This window comes from Zooshikella ganghwensis, assembly GCF_018263875.1.
Lineage (GTDB): Bacteria > Pseudomonadota > Gammaproteobacteria > Pseudomonadales > Zooshikellaceae > Zooshikella > Zooshikella ganghwensis.
The window spans coordinates 56,471-80,471 of record NZ_JAEVHG010000004.1; the positions used below are offsets into that span (position 1 = coordinate 56,471).

The window sequence follows — 24,001 nt, forward strand, 5'->3', positions numbered from 1 at the left end:
TAGATGAATATATTAAATGTTGTCACTAAAGCCTGTGTAGATGAAGTAAGTAAGAACGTAATTGGTTATCTCGCAGATGCTGGTCATCAAGTTTTTCTGATAGCTTCACATGATGAAGAGCAAAGCTTTTGGTTGGCTCAAGAGCATCATAATATTCATCTTATTAATGAGAATGATATAAGCCATTATAAAATAGATTACGAGTTTTGCTATGCTGTTGAAACCTCTTTTTCTGATGCAAACCAAGTAAAGCTGGCACTATGTGATAAAGAGGGTAATGACGTTCAGTTTTTCTCAATAGTGAACCAAAAAAATAATGATAAGTGCATATTGGCTAATTGTAGTTTAGCTAAATCATGCTCAGACTTTCAGTTTATTCAAGCACAAATCGCTGAGGTTTTTATTGATGGCTTTATTCACTTAAGTAGAAATGACTCTTTGTCAGAGCTTGAAGCTTACAGTTTTTCAAACGATGTTGACCTTTGGTTTAATGCAGTGACAGCAAATTTAGCGGGTAAACGCTATTTTGATGAATTACAAAAAAAGCATGAAACTTTTGTTATCAGCCCAGAGGTACATAGCACTGAGATCTGTGACGTCGATAATGAAACCCTTGTTTTTACCTATAAATGGAGTCATGCGGATCAATCATTGTTTTTGCTTTTTATGCAATATATTTTTAATGCTGAAAAAGCAGCTCTATATGGCTTCTATACTAAAAATGAACAAGGCTTTTCAAGACAGTATACCTTGTTACAAGGTTCAGAATATTATGCTGATTTAGAAAAGATAGTCACTCATGAACAATCTCCAGCTACTTTTATAGATAAGGACTATATTTATTCAGAGCTACTATTTCCAAGTGTTGGGATATGTGAAGTTAATGACGAGCTAATAGATGATAGTTTATTGTTAATTCAAACGGTGGATGACTCTCATCAAGTTAAGCTTATCTACAAAAAGAATATTCCTTTGTTTTCTGTGATGTCTCATTATGTTGAGGCATTTTTAGCACGTATTGATGATTTTAAATCAGGCACAATTGATTGGAATAACTTCTGTCAACTACCAGAGGCATTGATTCAGCATTACTATCTGGACTGTAACTCCGAGCAAATACTCTATCCCCAAAATACAATTACTGCTCTATTCGAAGAGCAGGTAACTCTTAATCCTGATAAATTAGCTTTAATTGTGGGTGATACTGAGCTGACATATGATCAGCTTAATATGAAAGCAAATGGGTTAGCACATTACCTGAAGGAACACTTTTCAGTAGCTGAAGGTGAGAGGGTTGCTGTACTGCTCCCAAGAGATGAGTCATTACTGATTAGTCTGCTCGCTATCCTTAAGTTAGGTTGTGCATATGTTCCTTTAGATTCAACTTCTCCACTATTGAGAACCCAGGCAATACTGAATGATGCCAAGCCTAGTCTGGTATTAACCAGAAATGATATGCCAGAGGCTTCATTACCTAATGGCATCACAGCGTTATCAATAACAAATGATTTATTGGCAACAATAGAAAAATATTGTAATCCGCCAGAGTTATTAAATTCTGGCGATGTTAATGCGCTCGCTTATGTTATTTACACCTCGGGTACCACAGGTGTACCTAAAGGTGTTGCTGTCAGACATCGTAATTTTGTTAATGTTGCCTATGACTTTTGTCATCGCACGCATTTGTCTCCTGAGTCTCGCATGCTGGCACTTACCACATTGGCATTTGACATCTCCACGTTGGAGTTGTTTATGCCCTTAATGTTTGGTGCATCTGTTGTGCTTGCAGAACAACGAGCGTTATTAGATGCACGTATATTGAAGCAATATTTAACCGAGTTTGATATTACACATATGCAAGCCACCCCATCTTTTTGGCGGCAGGCTGTTGCTGAACTGGGACAAGAAAAGTTTAATATTATTGCATTGTGTGGTGGTGAGGCTGTTCCTTTAGACGTCGCTAAAGGTTTGGTCAAAATGACGCAAAAAGCATGGAATGTCTATGGCCCTACCGAAACAACAGTATGGTCAACCGCATACTGCTTGAATGAAATCACTAATAAAGTATTGATTGGAAAACCTTTAGCAAATACGCAATGTTATGTACTTAATGATGAGCAAAAGCCTGTAGCACCAGGTGTAGTGGGTGAACTCTACATAGCCGGTGATGGTGTTGCACAAGGGTACTTCAATAACCCTGAACTGACAGCAAAAGCATTTATTGCTAACCCATTTGTTCATTTGGGCAATAATCATAGCGCTACTATGTATCGGACAGGTGACAAAGTTCGTTATTTATCATGTGGTAATATTGAATATTTAAGCCGAGCAGACTTTCAAGTTAAGTTACGTGGGCATCGTATCGAGCTGGGTGATATTGAGTCGGCTATTAAACACTATCCAGGAATAGAGCAGGCTGTTGTTCAGTTACAAAAAGACCAGGAAAGTGACGTTGAGCCTTTTCTGGTTGCTTATTATACCGCTAAGGAACCCATTGGGGTCGATCATTTAAAGGATTGGTTAAAAAATTATTTGCCTGAATATATGATCCCTGTCGATTTTATGTTCCTTGCTTCTATACCATTAAATATTAATGGAAAGGTAGATTGCAAGGCTTTACCTGCGATAAACCTAGTGCATAACAATCGATTTATTGCACCCGAAACACAGACTCAGCGTATATTGTGTCAGCTGTTTGGTTCAGCGCTAGGAGTAAATAAGAATAATATTGGTTTAACAGATGATTTTTTTGCTTTAGGTGGAAATAGCTTATCGGCAATTAAGTTGGTTAACTTAATCAATACTGAATTTCGCTGTGACATAAAAATTAAAGATATTTTTGAACAAAAAAATGTATCCAGCCTAACACCTTTGGTTAATGCTGGTAAGGGTGATTTTCTGTATCGTGATTTTATTATTAAATCGTCAGATATTACGCATCAATATCATCCATTTACCCTTAATAATGTTCAGCAAACTTACTATTTTGGCCGTTTCAAAAACTTTGAGTTAAGCAATGTATCGACTCATATTTATCATGAGTATGCATTTGGTTATATAGATCATGCCCGGTTAGAAAGTGCATTCAACCTGTTAATCAAACGCCATTTATCACTCAGAACTGTTTTTGAAAATGGAGAACAACGTTATTTAAACCAAGTTCCTCATTACCAAATTCGTTATCAGGAGTTTACTAATCACTCTGAGCTAGAAGTGATTCGCCAGGCGTTTTCCCATAAAGTTTATGCAGCAGACGTTTATCCACTATTTGACATATTGCTGTCTAAAGTAGGGGATAGCTACATTCTTCATGTGAGTTTTGATGCGATTATCATTGATATGAAGAGTTTTGAGATTCTATTTTCAGAGTGGATCACTTTATATCAAAATCCGCAGGCAGTGTTGCCCAAGCTATTAATCAACTACCGAGATTATCATACTCAATATGAGCGGATACGCCAGAGTGAGCTGTTCCATCAGGCTGAGCAGTACTGGCATGAAAAAACACAGCAAATGTCGTTAAAAATGGATTTGCCTTTAGCTGCAAACCCATCAAGTATTGAGAAGCCATACTTCAAACGAGTAACCCGGACTGTACCGCAAGCAACATGGCAATTAATTTTAGATAAGTGCCGCTGTAATGATATTAGTCCAACGGCATTGATTGCCGAGCTATTTTGTCGTGTGCTCTGTTTTTGGTCTGATCAAGAGAAAGTCACGCTTAACTTAACGCTGTTTAACCGACTGCCACTACATGCTCAAGTAGATGACATCATTGGTGATTTTACTGTTTTAAGTTTGTTTGATTATCAATTGCGTAATGATATCTCTGCCCGACAGCAGCTGGAGTTAGTGCATTCCCGGTTGTTGGAAGACGTTGATAACAACTTGTGTGATGGTATTGATGTGCAACGTATGCTCAAGCAAGCACGAAGTTTACCCTCTCACCAAGTAGTGGCACCGGTTGTATTAACCAGTGTTATTGGTATGAATGGTAAAGCCAGCATGTTTGACTTGCCATTGGATGAGAGTTACCAGGGTACTCAATACGCTATTTCTCAAACTTCTCAGGTTTGGTTAGACCACAAAGCGTATGAGACAGATGCAGGGTTTGTTGCAGAGTGGGACTATGTAGATCAGCTCTTTTCGCCACAAACAATTCAGGCAATGCACGACAGCTATTGTGCTTTAATCGAGCAAGTTGCACATCGCGACTGGGACTTAATGGCTTTGCCTTTTGTTAAATTACCGGACTGGCAAAAAGCACAAATTACCCACTGGAATAACACTCAGGCAAGCTACCCATCGAGGACATTGGTTGAACTGTTTGAAACATCACCCAGCTTAATAAATACCTCCAAAGCTACAGCCGTTGTTGACTCACAATTACAAACTAGTTTTACCTATGCTGAGATTCATGAGGCCTATTTGAACGTGGCCTCAGCCTTAATGGCTAGTGGAGAAACTCAAGGCCAATTAATTGCCATTTTAGCTGAAAAGGGCTATTGGCATGTCACTGCTACTTTGGGAATTATGAAAGCAGGGGCCGCGTATGTACCCCTGCATCCTGACTGGCCAATTGAGCGCTTGAATGACATTTTGGAACAATCTGGCTGCCATACCGTTATTGTGTCTAAATCACAGCATGCAAAGCTCAAACGTGAATCTTCACTTTTAAATGCAACGGTCTTGGAACTGGAAACACTTGTTCAAGAGAAAGGGCAATATGAGGATATTGTATGGCCAAGCGTTAAACCGACAGATTTGGCCTACGTTATCTTTACTTCAGGCTCAACGGGACGGCCAAAAGGTGTCGCTATAAGCCACCATGGTGCTTTTAATACGATTGAAGCGGTTAACCGACGTTTTAATATTAACGCCAGTGATACGGTTCTTGCTTTATCAGAACTGAGCTTCGATTTGTCTGTATACGACATATTCGGTGTACTCGGAGCTGGAGGAAAAATTGTTTTTCCATGCCAGGCAGATTGTAAAAAACCTGAGGTTTGGCTAGAGCTTGTTCATAGGCATCATGTCACGCTTTGGAATACTGTCCCGCAGCTGGCCGGTTTAGTCATTGATGAGTTTGAGTCTCGCACGGATATTTCAATGAATATTCGGCTTTTCCTGATGAGTGGAGACTGGATACAGCTTAATTTACCTAGCCGTATTAAAACACTTAATAATAAGACAGATGTCATTAGTTTGGGGGGCGCGACAGAAGGAAGTATCTGGTCAATCTGGTATCCAGTTGAACAAGTAGACCCAGAATGGACAAGTATTCCCTATGGAATAGCGATGCCAAACCAGACGATGTATGTGCTGGATAATCGGGGCGAACACTGTGCGTTTGGGGTTACTGGTGAAATTCATATTGGTGGGGATGGTGTTGCCCTTGAATACTGGAATGCACCTGAGTTAACCAAAGAGAGGTTTATTAACCATCCAGAGTTAGGCCGACTTTATAAAACAGGTGATCTAGGTCGCTGGTCAGAGCAAGGCTTCATTGAATTTTTAGGGCGCACTGACAATCAGGTTAAACTGAATGGTTATCGTGTTGAGCTAGAAGAAATTGCAGCACATATCAATAAGCTAGAAGGAATCTCGCAAGCACTGGTTCACTTACAGCAACAAGAGACCAGCCCTGCGTTAGTGGCTTACCTGATTCCAGAAAAAGAACAGCCTGTTCCTGTCTATACGGAAGATAAAGAGCTATTCATTCTTCAGCAAAGAGGCATTGTCCCCGTTGAAAATGCTGGTTTGGCATTATCACACTCACTGCAAAAAGATGATTATCTGCGTCGTAAAAGCTATCGGAAGTTCGATGACTGTGGCATTGATAGCCACAGGGTTAATACCCTGATTACATTACGCCAGAATCGCTCTTGGTCTTCAGCTACTGGCAATGCAGCGACTTGGCATGACTTACAGCGCATTCTCTCCGTATGTGCTGGGTTGGAACTTCCCAATCGAGTGCTTCCTAAATATCGCTACCCATCAGCAGGGAGTACCTACAGTGTCCAGGCTTACGTGGGTCTCAATGATAAGGTTGATGCGACTCGTGACGGGTATTATTACTATCATCCCACACGTCACTCACTTTATGAGTTACCTGATGTGGAGCGGCCCAATGGTGTCGCTTCAGTCAACTTCATTGATCTAGTCATTAACTGGGAGGCAATCCGGCCTCTTTATCATGACCGTGCAAAAGCGCTCGCACTTCTGGAAGCCGGACATATGCTGGCTTTACTTGCGGATCAGTGTGAGCAACTGGAAGTAGGTTATCACGTAGCATTTTTTGAGCCGGATGTATCAGCGACTAAGTCATTAGTATGCCGGTTAGTACTATGTGCTCCTCTGAATCAGCCAACACAACAAGCAGATACTAAGCTATCACTCTATAACCGGGAGGGTGCTTATTTCCGTAGCACGACAGGCAGTAATCTGTTCGACATCGAGCAACAGCCTGTACTGGTCAAGGCTTCTGATGTTCATGCCATTGTAAGTGGTGCCCAAGGGTTAATTCATCTTGAAGGTCCTCAGAGCACATCTAACTATGTTTATGCTGGCTGGTTGTTTCAGCACCTAAGTGATGACTTAGTCAGTCATGATATTGGCTGCTGTATGCTCGGGTTAACACTGAGTGAAAATAACCTGTACACCATGGCGATAGGTGCTGTGCGGGAAGAAGATAAAGCTGTAAGTGATGTTCATGCGGAAGTCCAGCCTCTGAATGCTTTGGTACGCCAACACTTAGCACAATCATTACCCGATTACATGATTCCTCAGCACTTTGTGCTGCTCAATGAGTTACCTCTATCTGCAAATGGCAAAGTCGATGCCTCCCGCTTACCACAAGTCACCGTTGATACAAGCTTTCAGGGACCCGTCACTAAGTTGGAGCAGCAGTTCTGTGAAGTCTGGGCCAAGATACTGAAGTGTCAGCCCACCGATATTGATTGTGCAGAAAGTTTTTTCAATTGCGGAGGAAATTCACTTTTGGCGATGCGCTTGGTTCGTCGCCTTGATCAGCAGTTGGGCGTCCAGCTCAAACTGGAAGATATCTATAACAACAGCACCGTGATTGCAATGGCCGAACAAGCTGAATCACAAATGGAAAATCACGAGCGAGTAGTTGGAGTTCTGTAGTGACAATTATAAGCTTATTAAACGACCTAAAATGCCAGCATATTTTTCTTTGGGTGAATGAGGCTGGAGAGCTTAACTATTCATTCGATAAAAATCGGGGTTTTCCTGATGCGATTAAGCAGCAGGTTATTGCGCACAAAGCAGTACTGATTGAGCTGCTTAATGCTAATAAAATTAATAACGAAGAGCAGGCGAAAGCTTCGCCATTTCTGTCACTGCCTCGGGAAAGTTGGCCAGCCAAACTAGACTCGATACAGCAAGGCATGTATTTGCAGGGTCAGATCGACAGCTTACCTTACACCTATACTATTCCACTGTTTATTGCCTTCAATGAACTGGATGCACAAAGAATGCAGCAGGCTATACAGCTGTTCTTAAAAAAGCATCCACTATTTTGCCAAAGTGTTGCTGATGACTTGCAGCGAGCGTTTCTTCCAGCTTCGTTGTTTCACTGCCCAGTGAGGGAAATATCTTCCTCTGAACTACAGCAGCATAAAGATAGCCTGGCCAAAACGGTGTTCCCTCTTGAAGAAGGACAGTTTACGTGTTTTGAGTTGCTCTATCTCGCGGACAAGAATACCTGGGTACTAGCCTGTATCCATCACCATATGCTGTCAGATGCCTACTCAGTCCCTGTGATAGCAGATGAACTGGCTGCGGCTTATGAAAACCCACAACGTTTTGCAGCAACCTTAAAACAGCCAACCTATCTCGATTACTCTGCTTATCAACAGGCTCAAGCGCTTGGGGAGGCTGAAACTCAATTCAAAGACAGGCTAATTGCCGAGCTTAATGAAGCAGAGGTGCCTCAGTTAAGGCAATGTTACTCAGCTACTGGCTCAAATGCTGCTACCCACCTAACAGCGACGCTAACTGAAGAGGAGTATCAGTACCTTACTGATTTATGTGGTAAGCATGAATTAACACTTTATCCACTCCTGTTTACCCACTTCATCCATTCAATCGCGGTATACACCGGTCAAAACGAGTCATTTCCTGTGGGAATGACACTTGCTAACCGGCCAGAGGCATTTCAGGCTGCCATTGGACCATTTATTAATACGTTGCCTGTTGTTCCTGCTCTCAACAGAAAAGAGAGTGTTTTAGCCAATGCGAAGACTTTGCATCATACCGTTATCCAATACCAGCAAATGAATAATCTCAACATTGAGCAACTGGTGGAGGGTATTCAGGGGGGCGCGCCAAGGCTGGCTGAACTGGTTCAGGTGCTGTTTACCCTGCATAACTTTGATGAGTATTCAGCACAAACTCAAAACACTGAATATCAAATTCAACCTTATGCAGACCTGGCGGAAAAGTTCGGCATCTCACTGATTGCAGGTGTGCAATCCTCCTGTATGTCATTCACATTGACCTATGCTGCAGAAAAGTACGAGCAGGCACAAATCGAAGCCATATTTAATAGCTTTGTGGATTCGCTAAAACAGCACGATGAAGGTGTGTGGTTGTCTCCACTGAGCCAGTTGTTACCTATTTCAAATCGAGTAGAACATCAGCTACTCCAGCATTGGAACGATACACGTTGTGACTTTTCTGATCAGACCCATGTCGCGGCTATTTTGGAGCATCAGGTTGAACAAACACCTCACAACTTAGCGGTAGCAGATGCCAAGCAGCGGCTGACTTATCAGCAATTGAATGAGCGCGCTAATCAGCTTGCTCACTACCTTATAGCGCAAGGGGTTGTCCAAAGTAGCCTGGTTGCATTAAGCCTGGAGCGAAGTGTAGATACTGTCATCAGTATCTGGGCAGTACTGAAAACTGGTGCCGCGTATATTCCGCTTGAGCCAGACTTTCCGCAGGATCGAGTGGAATATATCCTCAGTGACAGTCAGGCTGCCGTGATCTTGGCTCACAGTAAGCACGCAGACAGCCTCGTTGATTATAAAGAGCGTTTGCTGCTACTCGACACTCCCGAAACTCACCGCCTGCTTGCTGATCAGCAAACTCAAAACCTGTCTGTTGCGGTGAATCCTACCGACTTAGCTTATGTCATTTATACCTCAGGCACGACAGGCAAGCCTAAAGGTGTTATGTGTGAGCACCGTGGGTTGGTTAATCGTATAGAGTGGATGCAAAAGAACTATCCACTGGCTGCGGATGATCGTGTTCTGCAAAAGACACCCTATGTATTTGATGTGTCTGTTTGGGAGTTGCTCTGGGCTAACTGGTATGGCGCTGCGATCATTATGGCGGAGCCTGATGGCCACAAAGATGCGGATTATTTGATTGAGTTGATCGAGCGAGAAAAAATTTCAACACTGCACTTTGTACCCTCAATGTTAAGTGCCTTCACCCAGACCCTGGGCGCTCGACCTAACGCACTCGCACGTTTGGTCTCATTGAAATATATGTTCTGTAGTGGTGAGGCGTTGCACTTATCTCAGGTGAAGGACATAAAAGCCTTATTGCCTGATGTCCAGCTTCATAATCTTTATGGGCCAACCGAAGCTTCAATTGATGTGCTGTTTTTCGATTGTAATGATCCGGCATTATCAAAAGTGCTGATTGGTAAGCCAATCGATAATATCCAGGCTCTCGTTTTAGATGAAAATTTACGATTGCTCCCACCTGGGGCGGTAGGTGAGTTACATCTGGCTGGTGTTGGACTGGCTAGAGGTTATCTTAATAATCCTGCACTTACTGCAGAAAAGTTTGTAGAAAACCCTTACCAGAGCACGGAAGATAAACAACACGGAATCAATGGACGACTTTATAAAACGGGTGACCTGGTATACCAGCAACCAGATGGCTCTGTGGTTTATTTGGGGCGGAATGATTTCCAGGTCAAAATTCGTGGCTTTCGAATTGAGCTGGGTGACATCACAACGAACCTAGAGTTGCATCCTCTCGTCTCTCAAGCAGCGGTAACTGTGGTGAAGGACACGCAGCCCTGGCTGGTTGGTTATATCGTTGCAGCAGATGAATGTAGCGATGAAATGCTCAAGTCGCACCTATTGGCAGCCTTGCCTGAGTACATGGTTCCAGAGTCCTTTGTCCGTTTAGATGCGCTACCCGTAACAGTCAATGGCAAGCTGAATGTAAAAGCATTACCAATCCCGGAACGCACACTCACAGATAATGTGGTTGCCCCGAAAAACCAGCTGGAAGCCTCTGTGCGAGACATTGTTGCAGCACTGTTAGGGCTGGAACCTCAGCAGTTGGGATGTAGCTCCAACTTATACCAGCTCGGGTTAGATAGCATTATGGCCATTCGGCTGGTCAGCCAGCTTCGCCAAGCGTCACTGTTGGACTTGTCAGTAAAGGATGTGTTTGCGCTAAAAACGATAAGTGCACTCTGTCAGTTAGCAGGCAAAGAACGATCAAGCATTACCTATCAAGTAGAAGAAGGGGTGTTAAGTGGCGAGGTGCCCTTACTGCCTATTCAGTGCTGGTTCTTTACGCGTCAATTTAATCAACCTGAGCACTGGAACCAAGCGTTTTGCATAGATGTGCCGTTGTTAGAGCAGAATGCTTTGCAACATGCTGTGTCTGAGCTAGTAAAGCACCATGACGCCTTGCGACTGCATTACACCGATACCCCTGAAGGTCAATATCCACGCCAGTTCTATGGTGAGCAGCAGCCAGTTAACGTCATAAAAGTGAATCTGGATGAGCATACTGATGCGCAAGCGTTGAGTGAGTTAATGACCAGTTGGCAAAGCAGTTTTGATCTCACCTCAGGCTCTTTATTTCAGTTTGTCTATATGGAGGGACTCAAACCAGATCGAGGACTGCTGTTCTGTGCTTTCCACCACTTGATCATGGATAGCGTCAGCTGGGGCATTATTGTTCATGACCTGCAGGTGTTATATCAAGGCAAGAAGCTTCCGCAGAAAGGCAGTAGCTATCGACAGTGGAGCCAGTGTATTGAACAGTATCCACATCAACACCCTGAAGAATTAAGGTATTGGCAAGCATTAATGGAAGATTACCGTGTCCCGCAAGGTTTTCTTTCCAATAAACAGCCATTTACTTCAAGCCAGATTAAACTGCCTCAATCATTGACCCAGTCGCTGCTTGGAGAGTGCCATAAAGCATTTAATACGCAGATTAATGATGTACTGATTGCAGCGGCAGACACCGCATTAACCGAAGTGTTAGCGGGCGAAGTCACCCATATCTCTCTAGAAGGCCATGGCCGAGAAGTCATTGCAGAGGTCATTGATAGTCCACTGGATATTGAGCGGACAGTGGGCTGGTTTACCAGTTTATCTCCCTACAAACTGCAATCCTGCCAGAATCTGCAAACAACCTTGATAGGTTGTAAAGAGCAACTGCGGGCGATGCCTGGTAAGGGGGTGGGCTATGGTGCCTGGGCACAAAGCAGCGATCTGCCCATACCATCAGTGTGTTTTAACTACTTGGGGCAGCTAGATACCTTGGTACAGCCTACGTCAGAGCATACTGAGCAGTGGCATCTGGTAGTGACAGAAACAGGACAAACGATAGGACATCCTGAAGACTGGCCTTTTAGCATCACCATTTTTGGCTTTGTTGTTGATGGGCAGTTGCATATTGAAGTTAAATCCTGCCTGACTGAAGCGGTTAATCAGAAGCTCCTGAACTGTTACCAGACAGCATTGGTTGCGCTGGTTGACTTGTGTGCCAACCAAAAGACGACAGAATACTCGGCGAGTGATTTTAAGTTTATCTCGGGAGAGGCTGATTTAGCACAGTTGCCTTTATCAGCTAAAGGGGAAAGCACGCAAGACTTTGCCATGACGGAAATCCAAAAAGCTTATTTGCTTGGACGTATGGGGCAGTATGAAATTGGCAATGTGGCAAATCATATATACAACGAGTATGTTTACAGCTCACTGGATATTAACCGGCTGGAAAATGCAATCAACGAGCTGATTAGCCTGTGTCCAGTGTTACGCACAGTGTTTGATGAAAACATCATGCGCCAGCGCTACTTACCAACAAGTGAGGTTGGGCATTACTGTGTGCATACCAACTACTTTGATGTTAATAAGAGCGATGCCACTCTGGCAGATGTTCGCCATAGGCTGTCTCACACGGTCTATGATGTTTCCTGCTTTCCGCTGTTTACCTTTGAAGTCAGTCAGTTTAAAGACTGTTATGTGCTGCATGTCAGCATTGATTTAATTCTGTTGGATGTGCAAAGCCGGCTGATGATGTATTCCTTACTCGACAGGCTATATCGTGGTGAGGATATTACGGCCAGTTTGCCAAAGGTTAACTTCAAAGATTATCAGGACTATGTCGTGCACCTGCCAAACTCTGTTTGGTATGAAAAGGATAAAGCATATTGGGCTGAAAAGTTACAAACCCTGCCTTTGCGCCCCAATTTACCGCTTAAGCAAGAGCCTATGAACGTCACTCAGCCGACGTTTTCCGAGCATACGCTTTATCTGGAGCCTGAAATTTGGCAGCAGTTTAAGAAAAAGACTCAAGACTATCAGGTGTCTTACTCTTCTGTACTGCTTGCACTATACGGTTACCTGATTGCGCGTTTTTCAGGTAATGACGAGTTCTTAATTACCCTGACACTGTTTAACCGTTATCCAGTTTGTGAGCGTGTTGATGAGATCTTGGGTGACTTTACATCAACTAACCTATTTCACTTCAAGGATGCTGGCAGTCAGCTACTTGAAACCATCACCTGTACTCATGACCGCATGTGGGATGATGTCAATCATGCACTTTATAACGGTATTCAAGTACAGCGAGAGCTGGTGAAACGACACCAGCTTGATGCGAATGCTGCTACATCACCTATTGTCTTTACTGGTGTTATTGGACAGCAGACTGATCGCTGGGAGAAACGGTCATTTCTTGTCGAGAGTGAGCTAAGGGAACAGCGTTACTGGTGTGCGCAGACATCCCAAGCATGGATTGATTTGCAGGCGGTCGAGTCTGGTGATCGATTCATGAGTAAGTGGCTGTATGTCGATCAGCTTTTTGAGCCGGATTTTATCCCCCATTTAAATCACTGCTATTGCGAGCTGATCACCCACTTGGCTACACAAGAATGGGCTAGGAGTGTGCCCCGTGGCTATTTACCGCCAGAGGATGAGCGCTGTATTGCACTGATCAACAGTGCCAACCAGCCGGTGAGTGAAGAAACTCTGGTCAGCTTGTTTGAAAAGCAGGCCAGGGAGGCACACCGTATTGCAGTTTATGATGAGCGTTTAGGACAAAGTTATACCTACGCCCAGTTACAGCAGGATAGTGAGCGTTTAGCCAGTCACTGTGTAGCAATGGAGGGAGAGTTAATAGCCGTTTTGGCAGATAAGGGATACGCCCAGCTGTGTGCTTGTTTGGCGATAATGAAGGCCGGTAAAGGTTATTTGCCACTGCATGTTGACTGGCCTGAAGAGAGAATGAATGGTGTGTTGGCACAGGCTGAGGCAGATCATCTTTTAATCACAGAGCTTCAAGCTCAGCGTGATTTTAAGCTGATGCAAAGCATCTCAAGCCTTTGCATTGAGACGGCTTTGGCCGATGAGTTCTGTAGCGCCAAAGTGAGCTTACCCGAGGTTAAGCCAGATGATGTTGCTTATGTCATTTTTACTTCGGGCTCTACTGGCAAGCCTAAAGGCGTGACGATCAGTCATCGGGGTGCAGTGAATACCATTGTTGCGGTGAATGAGCAGTATAACGTCACTGCCGATGATGCTTTATTTGCGCTGTCTGAGCTCAGTTTTGACTTGTCAGTTTATGACTTGTTCGGTGCACTCGCTGTAGGTGCCAAAGTTGTTTTTCCTGATCAGCAACATGTGAAGACCCCTGACTGCTGGTTACCGTTGATACAGCAGGAAAAGGTCAGCATTTGGAATACTGTTCCCCAGCTTGCGGGTCTGTTGGAAGAAGCTGCCTCTGCAACCAATACTCCGCTGCCATCGCTGCGACTGTTCATGATGAGTGGCGATTGGATTCCACTCAACCTCCTCGATAGGCTCGCTTTTACATTCCCGGCAGCCAAGCAACTCAGCTTAGGGGGTGCTACAGAAGGGAGTATTTGGTCAATTTGGTACCCGATTGAATCTCGTCAGTCTGATTGGGCTTCAGTGCCTTATGGCAAGGCAATGCCGAACCAAACCATGAGTGTTCTGGATAATCAGTTGCAGCCCTGCCCGGTGGGGGTGACTGGTGAAATCTATATTGGTGGGTTAGGCGTGGCGCTAAGTTACTGGAAAAATGAGGCGTTGACCGGTGAGCGCTTCATAGAGCATCCAGACTTAGGGCGGATTTATAAAACCGGTGACTTGGGTCGTGTTGAGTCTGATGGCAATATTATTTTCCAGGGACGCAATGATTTTCAGGTCAAGGTGCGCGGCCATCGTATTGAGCTTGGTGAGATCGAAGCAGTGATTACTCAGTTTGAGGGGGTTGAGCAGTCGCTTGTCCTCACTCAGCCTGTAGATGGAGAAAACTCAGCGGTAAATCTCGTGGGTTATTATGTGACGAAAGCTCAGGTGGATGAGCTGGCACTCCGCCAGGCGCTTGCGTCGCGCCTACCAGAGTATATGGTGCCGCCTTTCCTCATTGCTCTGGACTCACTTCCGCTAACGGCCAATGGCAAGCTAGACCGGGCCGCATTGCCTATGCCAAATACCCATACGTCAAATCAACACTGTCAGCCAAGTAACTCGATAGAAGCTAAGCTTTGTCAGCTTTGGGCGGGTGTGCTGAACATTTCCCAAGAGCGGCTGGGGATTCATGATGATATCTTTTCTCTGGGTTGTGACAGTGTCATGGCGATTCAGATGGTGGGTCGTCTGCGCCGTGAAATGCAGGTTGAGCTTGGGCTAAGGGAGCTGTTTACTTATCGTTCAGTAGCTACCTTGGCTGAGTTTGTCTCGGACAAACTGCAAAACTCAAACGCTGATGTTGCTGAGCCTCAAACCGAACAGCCCCCACTAACCGGGGAGGTGCCTTTACTTCCTATTCAACAGTGGTTTTTTTCAAACGAATGGACGGTAGCGAGCCATTGGAATCAAACGGCCATGTTAGTGACGCCACCACTGTCCTTTTCTCGTCTTGAGCAAGCTGTCAGTCAAGTGGTAGCGCACCATGATGCCTTTGCACTGCGTTTTACGGTAAATGACTGCGGTGAGTGGGTTCAGCATTATCAACCCGACTCTGCAAAACCGGCCTGTCATCGAGTGGATATTAGAGAGCTGTCGGTCAAAGAACATGAGCCTGGGTTTGATGCCTGCTTGAAAGAGGCACTCGCTAACCTTCATAGCCAGTTTGACTTGGCAAACGGTCCATTGAGTGTGTTTGCTTATCTTGATGGTTTCAGTGATGGACAAGGTCGGCTCTTTATGGCCTGGCATCACTTAATTATTGATACCGTTAGTCAGTCGGTTTTGATTGAGGATTTATATCAGGCCTATCTGAGGCAGCCACTCGGGTCCAAGAGTAGCAGTTATCGACAGTGGAGTGAGCTGGTCAATAGCCTGTCCCTTACTGATGAGGAGATGTTATTTTGGCAAAGTCAGTTGCCTGGGCCAGAAGCAGCGTTACTGGCCTCGTCCAAAGGTAGTGAATCAACAGAATATCGTTTACAGCTAAGCAGTGACACCACAGATTCTTTGCTTGAGCGGACTCGTCCCTTGGGTATGCAACCCCAAGACTGCCTGGCTTGGACGCTCAGCCGTTTTCTTCAACAGTACACGGGGCAGCAATCCCACTCGTTATGGTTAGAGGGGCATGGACGACAGCATGAGCATGAAACGCTTGATGTTTCCCGCACTATGGGCTGGTTTACCAGTCGCTACCCTGTTCGTTTAACCGCGAAAACCAATGGCCGTGAACAGTTAATAGACACAAAAAATCAGTTAAGACGTTGTGCTGAAAAAGGGTTGAGTTATGGTGCTGCTTTTTCGATGCCCTGTACCTCTTTAGATGGGGTGAGCCTTAACTATTTAGGCAGGATTGAGTCTACTGAGTCTTCTCCATGGCAATTGGCCTTAGCGTATAGCGAGCTATCTAGCCACACAGAAAACCCATCACTTCATCTACTGGAAGTCGTCAGTTGGCTGGCAAATGGTCAGTTACAGCTGTTAGTAAAATCCAGCCTCAGAGATATAACAGCACAGAACGTGGCGGAAGCACTTTCTGCGCAACTGGATATGCTGCTAGCTGAATTGGGAGATGAGCAACGCACTTGGTTGACAGAATCTGATGTTAACTTTGTGGTGTCTCAAAATTATCTCGATCAACTGCAGAAGCACCAAGAAGTTGAGCAGGTATTTAGGGCAAATAGCCTGCAGCAGGGGATGATACATCACAGCCTGGCCTATGGTGACCAGGATGCCTCATATCGTATTGCTGTACGTTGGGATTACCACGCTCAGGTTGAGCCTCAGCTCTTTCACCAAGCCTGGCAGTTGTTGCAAAAGCAGCTTGCCTGTTTGCGCTCCCGGTTTGACTGGCGGGGAGAGATTGTTCAGGTGGTTGACCGAGAAATGGGTTTTCCCTGGGCTTATCATGACTTCAGTGACATGAATGCTAGCGACCGTGAGCAGGCGTTAGCGCAGCTTCAGCAACAGGATCGACAGTGCAATTATGACCTTAGTGCTGGCGGGCTTTTCAGAGTTTGTTTGGTGAAGCTGGATCAGCATCACTATTGCTGCTTGTTTAATGTACATCATGCCATTCTTGATGGGTGGAGCAGCCCTATTTTAATGGCTCATTTACATGACATTTATGATGCCTTGCAGAAAGACGCCCCCTTACCTTTAGTTTCTGATGCTTTCAGTGCCGTACAAAACTACATACAGCAACAACAAAATGCCGATAAAGACTATTGGAGTGAGTATTTAAGTGATGTTGAAGAGGCTATGCCATTATCTTCGCTGCTGCATCCAGAGGTTTCACCGGCAGAGTATCGACAACAGCGTCAGGTTAAATCATTACAGCGACTTAGTCTCAAACTGAGCAATGCAGAACTGTCCTCTTTGAGTGGGCTGGCACAAAAGTACGGTATTACGGTGAACTCCGTGTTCCTGTTTGCCTGGCACAAGCTTTTATCATTGTATTCTGGGGCGGCACAAACGGTTGTCGGTACTGTCATTGCGGGCAGAATGTTACCTGTAGCGGGCATTGAGCATGCTGTTGGCATGTTTCTCAATACCCTGCCCATTAAGCACCAGCATGATACGGGCACCAGCATCCTCGCGCAGATAAGTGCACTACAGGATGCCGTGGGAGAAGCCAATAGCCGCAGTTTAGTCAGTTTGGCAGACTTACAGCAGGGTGGAAGCAGGCTGTTTGACTCACTGTATGTTTTTGAAAACTATCCTGACCCAAGTTTGCAGGACGACCTTGACCGCCTACATCATCAATTCGTCTCCCGAGAGGAACATCGGGACTACCCATTGGCACTGCAGGTTGAAGAGCAGGCAGACGCAATCAATATCTATCTGGACTTTGCGACTGAGTGGTTCAGCCCAACGAAGATGCAACAGGCTTTAAATGTGTTGCAGCAGATAGTAACGCAGGTGCTGGCTGATCCTGATGAACAGCAATTGCAGTTTGCGCCATCCATAATGGCAGGCGAAAAACTGCAAAACATGGTTCCAGCAATCCCAACGCGTAATCTGGCGGCAGCGATTGGGCATTATGCTTGCCATCAGCCAGATGCGCCTGCCCTATGTCACTCTGGTGAAGTACTCAGCTACATACAACTGCATCAGCAAGTATTGGCAGTGGCATACTGTCTTCATACGGAATACGCCATAAGCTCAGGACAGAGAGTTGCGCTATTAATGCCAAGAGATGCGTTAGCATTAACGGTCATTCTCGCTATAGGGAGGCTTGGCGCAACCTATGTGCCCCTGTCTTATGACTATCCTGCAGAGCGAATTGAGTATATTTTGCAGGATTGCCAGGCTGACTGTTTGGTTACTGATGGTTTGCATGACCAGCTATTACCAAATGTATCTATTCCGACACTTGTCCTGGACAGCGCCAAACAGGCATTACTCAATGTTCCAGCGAATTTAGCTGAGCCGGAGATCAAGCCACAAGATACCGCCTATATCCTGTATACATCTGGCACCACAGGCCAGCCTAAAGGTGTTGCGTTATCCAATAGTGCGTTTATGGCAACGTTACATGGGCTATGGCAGGCTCACTTCCCGAATAAGACTAGGCTGAATACCTTCAGCATGACCAACATGGTGTTTGATATTTTCGGGGCAGAGTTTGGTTTGCCATTCCTATCGGGAGGTACGTTGACACTGGGTGATTACAGGGAAAGTCCTATTAACTGTCAGTCACTCGACTTTATTCAAACCACGCCAAGTATGCTTGAGTTTACGTTGCCATCATTCGAGCAAACCACAAAGTGTACGCTGCTGGTGGGGGGGGAAGCCTTATCTCATCACTTGGCCCAACGTGCATTGGCTAAGTTTTCGCGGGTGATTAATGTTTATGGGCCAACAGAAACCTGCATCTGGTCTACCAGTAAAACCTATTTAGCGGGACAAGACACAGGCGTTATCAGTATTGGTCGGCCTTTGCCCGGAGAGCGTTGCACTGTGTTAGGACTGCAGGGTGAGCCTGTACCGTCAGGCGCATGTGGTGAACTTTATATCGGCGGTACAGGTGTCGCGCAGGGGTATGTGAATAAGCCTGAGTTAAACGAAAGCAGGTTTATACGTTTGCCCTTTGCAGACGGGACTTGGTATCGAACAGGGGATACGGTCAGGCAGCTGGATGATGGCAGCTTGCTGTTTATGGGGCGCCAGGATGGGCAAATTAAAGTCATGGGGCACCGTATTGAAAAAGCGGATATTGAGCAGGCGATGCTGGCTCATCCGCAGATACAGCAAGTCACTGTTCAGCTGGTAAATAGTTCAGCAGGGTCCAGCAATGCTCAGGTGTTGGTAGGTTATTATGTGTCGTCGGCTGCTGATATGAATTCGCTTACCCTGGCACAGTGGCTGAAGCAAAAGCTGCCTGATTATATGGTTCCTGAGCAGTTTATTGCACTGGAAGCTTTACCTATGTCGGTAAATGGTAAGCTGAATTCCAAGGCGCTGCCTGCACCAACCTTTGATAGCCCGGCAACCGATGATGAAGCATTCAAGGCTGAAAGTGAGCCACTAGTACAGGTGTTGCAGTCTATCTGGTGTCAGCTGCTGCAACGACAGTCAGTGGGGCTTCAGGATAAGTTTTTTGAGTTAGGCGGAAACTCAATACTCCTTACCCGTATGCATGGGTTATTACCTGCAAATGTGCAGTCTACAGTGTCATTGATTGATCTGTTTAAGCTGCCGACCATTGCCAGCATTGTGCACTATGTTGAACAGCAGGCTAGCACAGAGAAGCCAGCAGAGGTTGTGCCAAAAGCACAATCTATTGCACATACCGATATTGCAATAATCGGTATGTCGGGCCGCTTTCCGCAATCTGAAACCCTGGCTGAATTTTGGGAGCATCTGAAAGCAGGCAAAGAGCTTGTGTCGCGTTACTCCGTTGAAGAACTGCAGGGACTAGTACCTGAGTCGCAGCTTAGTAACCCCAACTATGTATTGGCACAAAGTAAACTAGAAGGCATTGAGTGCTTTGATGCGGGCTTCTTTGGGCTAACAGCCAAAGAAGCCATGATGATGGACCCGCAACATCGCGTATTCCTTGAGTGTGTTTGGCATGCTTTTGAAAATGCTAATTATGACCCGTTAACCATCACGGATGATGTGGGTGTGTATGCCAGTGTTGGGAATAATCATTACGAGTCAGACTATGTGCTGCCATCGATGAAGCATGCTGACCTGGTTGATCACTATCAGGTGATGATTAGTAATCAGTCGCACTTTTTGGCAACCAGAGTCGCTTACACCCTAAACCTTACAGGGCCTGCAATGACCGTGCAGACGGCTTGCTCCTCCTCGCTGGTGGCCGTGCACCAGGCCTGCCGCGCAATACAAGCTGGTGATTGCCAGATGGCTATTGCAGGAGGTATTTCGTTGGGCCAGCTTGAGAAGCAAGGCTACCTTTATCAGCCAGGAATGATTTTCTCAGCGGATGGTCATTGTCGTCCTTTTGATAGTGAGTCCACGGGTACGATTGAGGGGCAAGGTGTTGGCGTTGTATTACTCAAGCCGCTTGCTCAAGCACTGGAACACGGTGACAGTGTAATTGCTGTTATTAAGGGCAGCGCAATCAATAACGATGGTAATCATAAAGCGGGGTTCACCGCGCCGAGTGAAGACCGTCAGGCTGCCGTTATTCAGCAAGCAATGGCCAATGCGCAGGTTTCTGCTGATGACCTGTCTTACATAGAAGCGCATGGTACGGGTACCAAGTTAGGAGACCCTATTGAAATTGCAGGCTTATCTCAGGCACTTTCTGGCAGAACATCTAAACAGCCCTGCGCAATTGGCGCGTTGAAGAGTAATCTTGGGCACCTTGATGTTGCGGCTGGAATTGCAGGACTCATAAAAGTCGCTTTATGTTTACAGCATAAAACCCTGGTGCCAACAGTCCACTTCCAGCAGGAAAATGCTGAACTGAAGCTGGCTACACGAGGCTTTAAAGTGCAGCAAACGACAGAGGAATGGACGCAAGATCAAGGCAGTGGGCTAAGAACAGCGGGGGTCAGTGCTTTTGGTATTGGTGGAACCAATGCCCATGTGATTTTACAAGAGGCTCCTGAAATGAGCCCTTCTCTACAGGAAAACGTTACAGGTAGACCCCTACTACTTTGCTTGTCAGCACCCGATGAGGAAGGTTTGCGCCGTCAATCTAAAGCAATGGCCACGTTTGTGCGTGGTGCACAAACAGAGCAATTGGTGCGTGCGGGCTATACGCTAATGCACTCCCGGAGCCGATTTGATTGCCAGAGGGTGGTGACGGGCAACAATAGTAAGGAGTTGGCAGAGGCTTTAGTCGCACAGCCCCAGATCATCCATAAACCTGGTCGAGCACCGTCAGTGGTCTTTATGTTCCCAGGGCAGGGAGCGCAATATAAAGGCATGACTCAGTGGTTATTTGATAATGAGCCAGCTTTCCGTTTTTGGGTAGAGCAGTGCTTGGATATTGTTGCTCCAATGCTAGGGAGCGAGGTCTCACGTGAGGATCTGCTGGCTGCCAGCGAGCGCATCAATGACACAGCGATTACTCACCCAGCGCTGTTTATCTGTGAGTTTGCATTGGCAAAATGGCTGATGGATAAAGGCGTTTCCCCTGCAGCAATGATAGGCCATAGTCTTGGTGAGTATGTCGCAGCTTGCTGTGCAGGCGTTCTATCGCTGACAGATGCGCTATCTCTGGTGATTAAGCGTGGGCAGTTGTTAGCATCGCTGCCCCAAGGTCGAATGGTATCGGTGCGTTGTACCTATGAGGAGATTCGACCCTTTGTTGAGACTCACCAGTTGGATTTTGCAGCTATTAATGAGGCGCAGTCATGTGTGATATCTGGTGCGCCTGACAAGGTAGCGGCTTTGGAAGCCGAATTAAACCAACAGGGAATTACCTACCGTAGCGTGAAAGTCTCCAGAGCTTTCCACTCTGCTATGCTTGATCCCATTTTGGATGATTTTGCACAGTTGGTTGGCTCAGTGCAGCTGAACCCTCCAGTGTTGCCTTATATTTCGAATTTGAGTGGTGACTGGATTAAGCCAGAGCAAACATGTTCTGTGGCGTATTGGGTAGAACATCTTCGCCAAACCGTGATGTTTGAAGCGGGTCTTTCGACACTGTTCAGCAGCAAGCAGTTTTCTGACATGGTGCTGGTTGAAGTAGGACCTGGTACGATTTTGAGTGGGCTGGCAAAACGTCACCAAGGTCTCAAGCCTATGCATCATGTCATTCAGGGTTTGGCTGAGCGCTCCCCCTATCAACATTTGATGTCGATGGTTGGGCAACTGTTCTGCCTTTCTGCCCCAGTTGATCTGCAAAAGTTCTGGCAGTTATCCCCAGAAAACAGAATTAAACTACCAGGCTATGCTTTTGCGCGTGATCATTACTGGATAGGTGAAAATAAGGCTAAAACCGTTGTTCCTGAGGCTATAACGCAGGAAAACACCATCAGTTCTGATAAAGCGCTTAATGAGCAAGTCAGCGATATTTGCTGCCATGTGCTTGGGCTTGAGACAGTAAATCCTGATGCAGATTTCTTTGAGCTTGGAGGCGATTCACTCACGGCTGTTCAATACAGTTCCAGAGTGACAAATCAGTTTGGTGTCGCCATTGAGTTTATGCAGTTACCAAGATTGACTGTTAATGCCATTGTTACTGCGCTTAATGCTGCTATGCAAAAAGATCAGTCAGAAGAACAGGATACAATTGTCTTATTGCAAAAAGGGAAGCCGTCCCATCCCCCGATCATACTCATTCACCCTATTGGTGGAGATATTTATTTTTATTGGGATCTCGCAAAAGCTTTACCTGAAGACTATCCCGTATACGCCATTCGTTCTCCAATGCTCACCAGTGATGTTCACTTTAGTCGTTTGGAAGATATGGCAGAAAGTTATCTGCAAGGGGTTATCTCTTGCGTTAGTAAAAAACAAACACCGATATTTGCAGGGTCTTCTTTTGGTGGCATTGTCGCTTACGAAATGACTCAGCAGTATAAACATAGGTATGGCGTCAATGCACCTGTCATAATGGTAGATAGCCCATGTTACGGGAATTTACCTGATGGCATGTCTGGCGCTGAAATTCTTGATTATTTGTTGACCTTTGGTATGGCAGAAATCAATGTGGATAATGCCGTATATGCAGCACTTGAGACCTTGGAAGATAAGGTTGAGTACCTGGGGAAAATAAGCCAAGGTACAGCCTATGAATCCATTCTCTCCGCAGCGTTTTTACCGCGTTATTTGCGTGTTTGGGAATGTAATAATGGATTAATGCAAAAATACCAACCATCAAAATCGGTAAGTGATATTTTATTTTTCGCGCATACTGACGTTATTCCGAGTTTTCCTGCGCATCAAGATCGCTTTTGGAAAAAACTTGGTCACACGTCCTTTAAGGTGATACCTGTTGCTGGAAATCATTTGACGATGAATGGACCGAAAAACTCTGCTTTTCTCGCTGAGAGTATCGCGGATTGGTATGAAAGTGAGATATGCCATGTGGTTTGAAAAAAAACGTAGTCATTGTACTGGGGAAAAAAATCATACGCTCTTGTTTTTTCCGTACTCAGGAGGAAGCTCAGATGTATTTGATGAGCTTTTGAGTCATATACAAGAAGATATAGACTGTTATGTTTTTCAGCTCCCTGGGATGGGAAAAAGGCTGTTGGAACCGCTGAGAAATGATGTCGAAAATATTGTGAGTGAAGCAGTAAGTGAAATATGTGATATTGTAAAACAAAATAGTTTTTCATTATATGGACATAGCACGGGAGGCTTATTTGCTTTCCTCTTTGCGCAGTCTTTACTAAGCATGGGCTTACGTTCCAATAAAGTGTTTATTGCTGCAGAAGCTGCACCTCATATACCTGAGTTTTTGGAAGATCCTGCTTCATACAATGATGAAGAGATTTATCGACAGTTAAAGGGGTACGGAAAACTAGACGATGAGTGTCTTCAAGACGATGATTTTAAAGCGTTCTATTATCCTATTATGAGAAATGAATTCTCGATTAATTATAGGTTAAAGCACATGATAACCCGTGAAAAATCTGAGCATGAGCTAGTGCTTGTTCATGGTAAGCAAGATAATCATGTCAGTTATGAGAACTTGCAAGCCTGGCAGGAATATACCCATGTTTTAGTGGATAGCCATCAGGTAGACGGAGGGCATTTTTTTGAGGGTGATATCAATAAGTTGGTCGCAAAAATTGTTTCATCCAGTTTATGATTTTTTTGCTTTTTAAATTTTTATATGAGACTGC

At 45.2% G+C, this 24,001-nt stretch carries 3 protein-coding genes; all 3 read left to right on the forward strand.

The genetic code is table 11. The annotated features are described in order from the left end of the window. The first annotated feature begins 3 nt into the window (after positions 1-3). From KHS79_RS08030 to KHS79_RS08040, 3 genes are read left to right on the forward strand one after another with little or no spacing between them, the layout of a single operon-like run. Positions 4-7,149 (forward strand): non-ribosomal peptide synthetase, encoded by a 7,146-nt coding sequence (locus KHS79_RS08030; RefSeq protein WP_212718181.1) that lies wholly within the window; start codon positions 4-6, stop codon positions 7,147-7,149. Beyond that, positions 7,149-23,246, forward strand: a complete 16,098-nt coding sequence (locus KHS79_RS08035; RefSeq protein WP_212718182.1) for a non-ribosomal peptide synthetase/type I polyketide synthase — start codon at positions 7,149-7,151, stop codon at positions 23,244-23,246. Before KHS79_RS08030 ends, KHS79_RS08035 begins: the two co-directional genes overlap by 1 nt. Further along, positions 23,236-23,967 carry a thioesterase II family protein gene (locus tag KHS79_RS08040; RefSeq protein ID WP_212718184.1) on the forward strand — a complete coding sequence of 244 codons (732 nt, stop codon included), beginning with the start codon at positions 23,236-23,238 and terminating at the stop codon, positions 23,965-23,967. The genes KHS79_RS08035 and KHS79_RS08040 overlap by 11 nt, the downstream gene beginning before the upstream one ends. Positions 23,968-24,001 lie beyond the last annotated feature (34 nt).

Bases quoted from the DNA above. Each gene is read 5' to 3' on its own strand.
- KHS79_RS08030 (WP_212718181.1), top strand. From the start codon at position 4: ATGAATATATTAAATGTTGTCACTAAAGCCTGTGTAGATGAAGTAAGT.
- KHS79_RS08040 (WP_212718184.1), top strand. From the start codon at position 23,236: ATGTGGTTTGAAAAAAAACGTAGTCATTGTACTGGGGAAAAAAATCAT.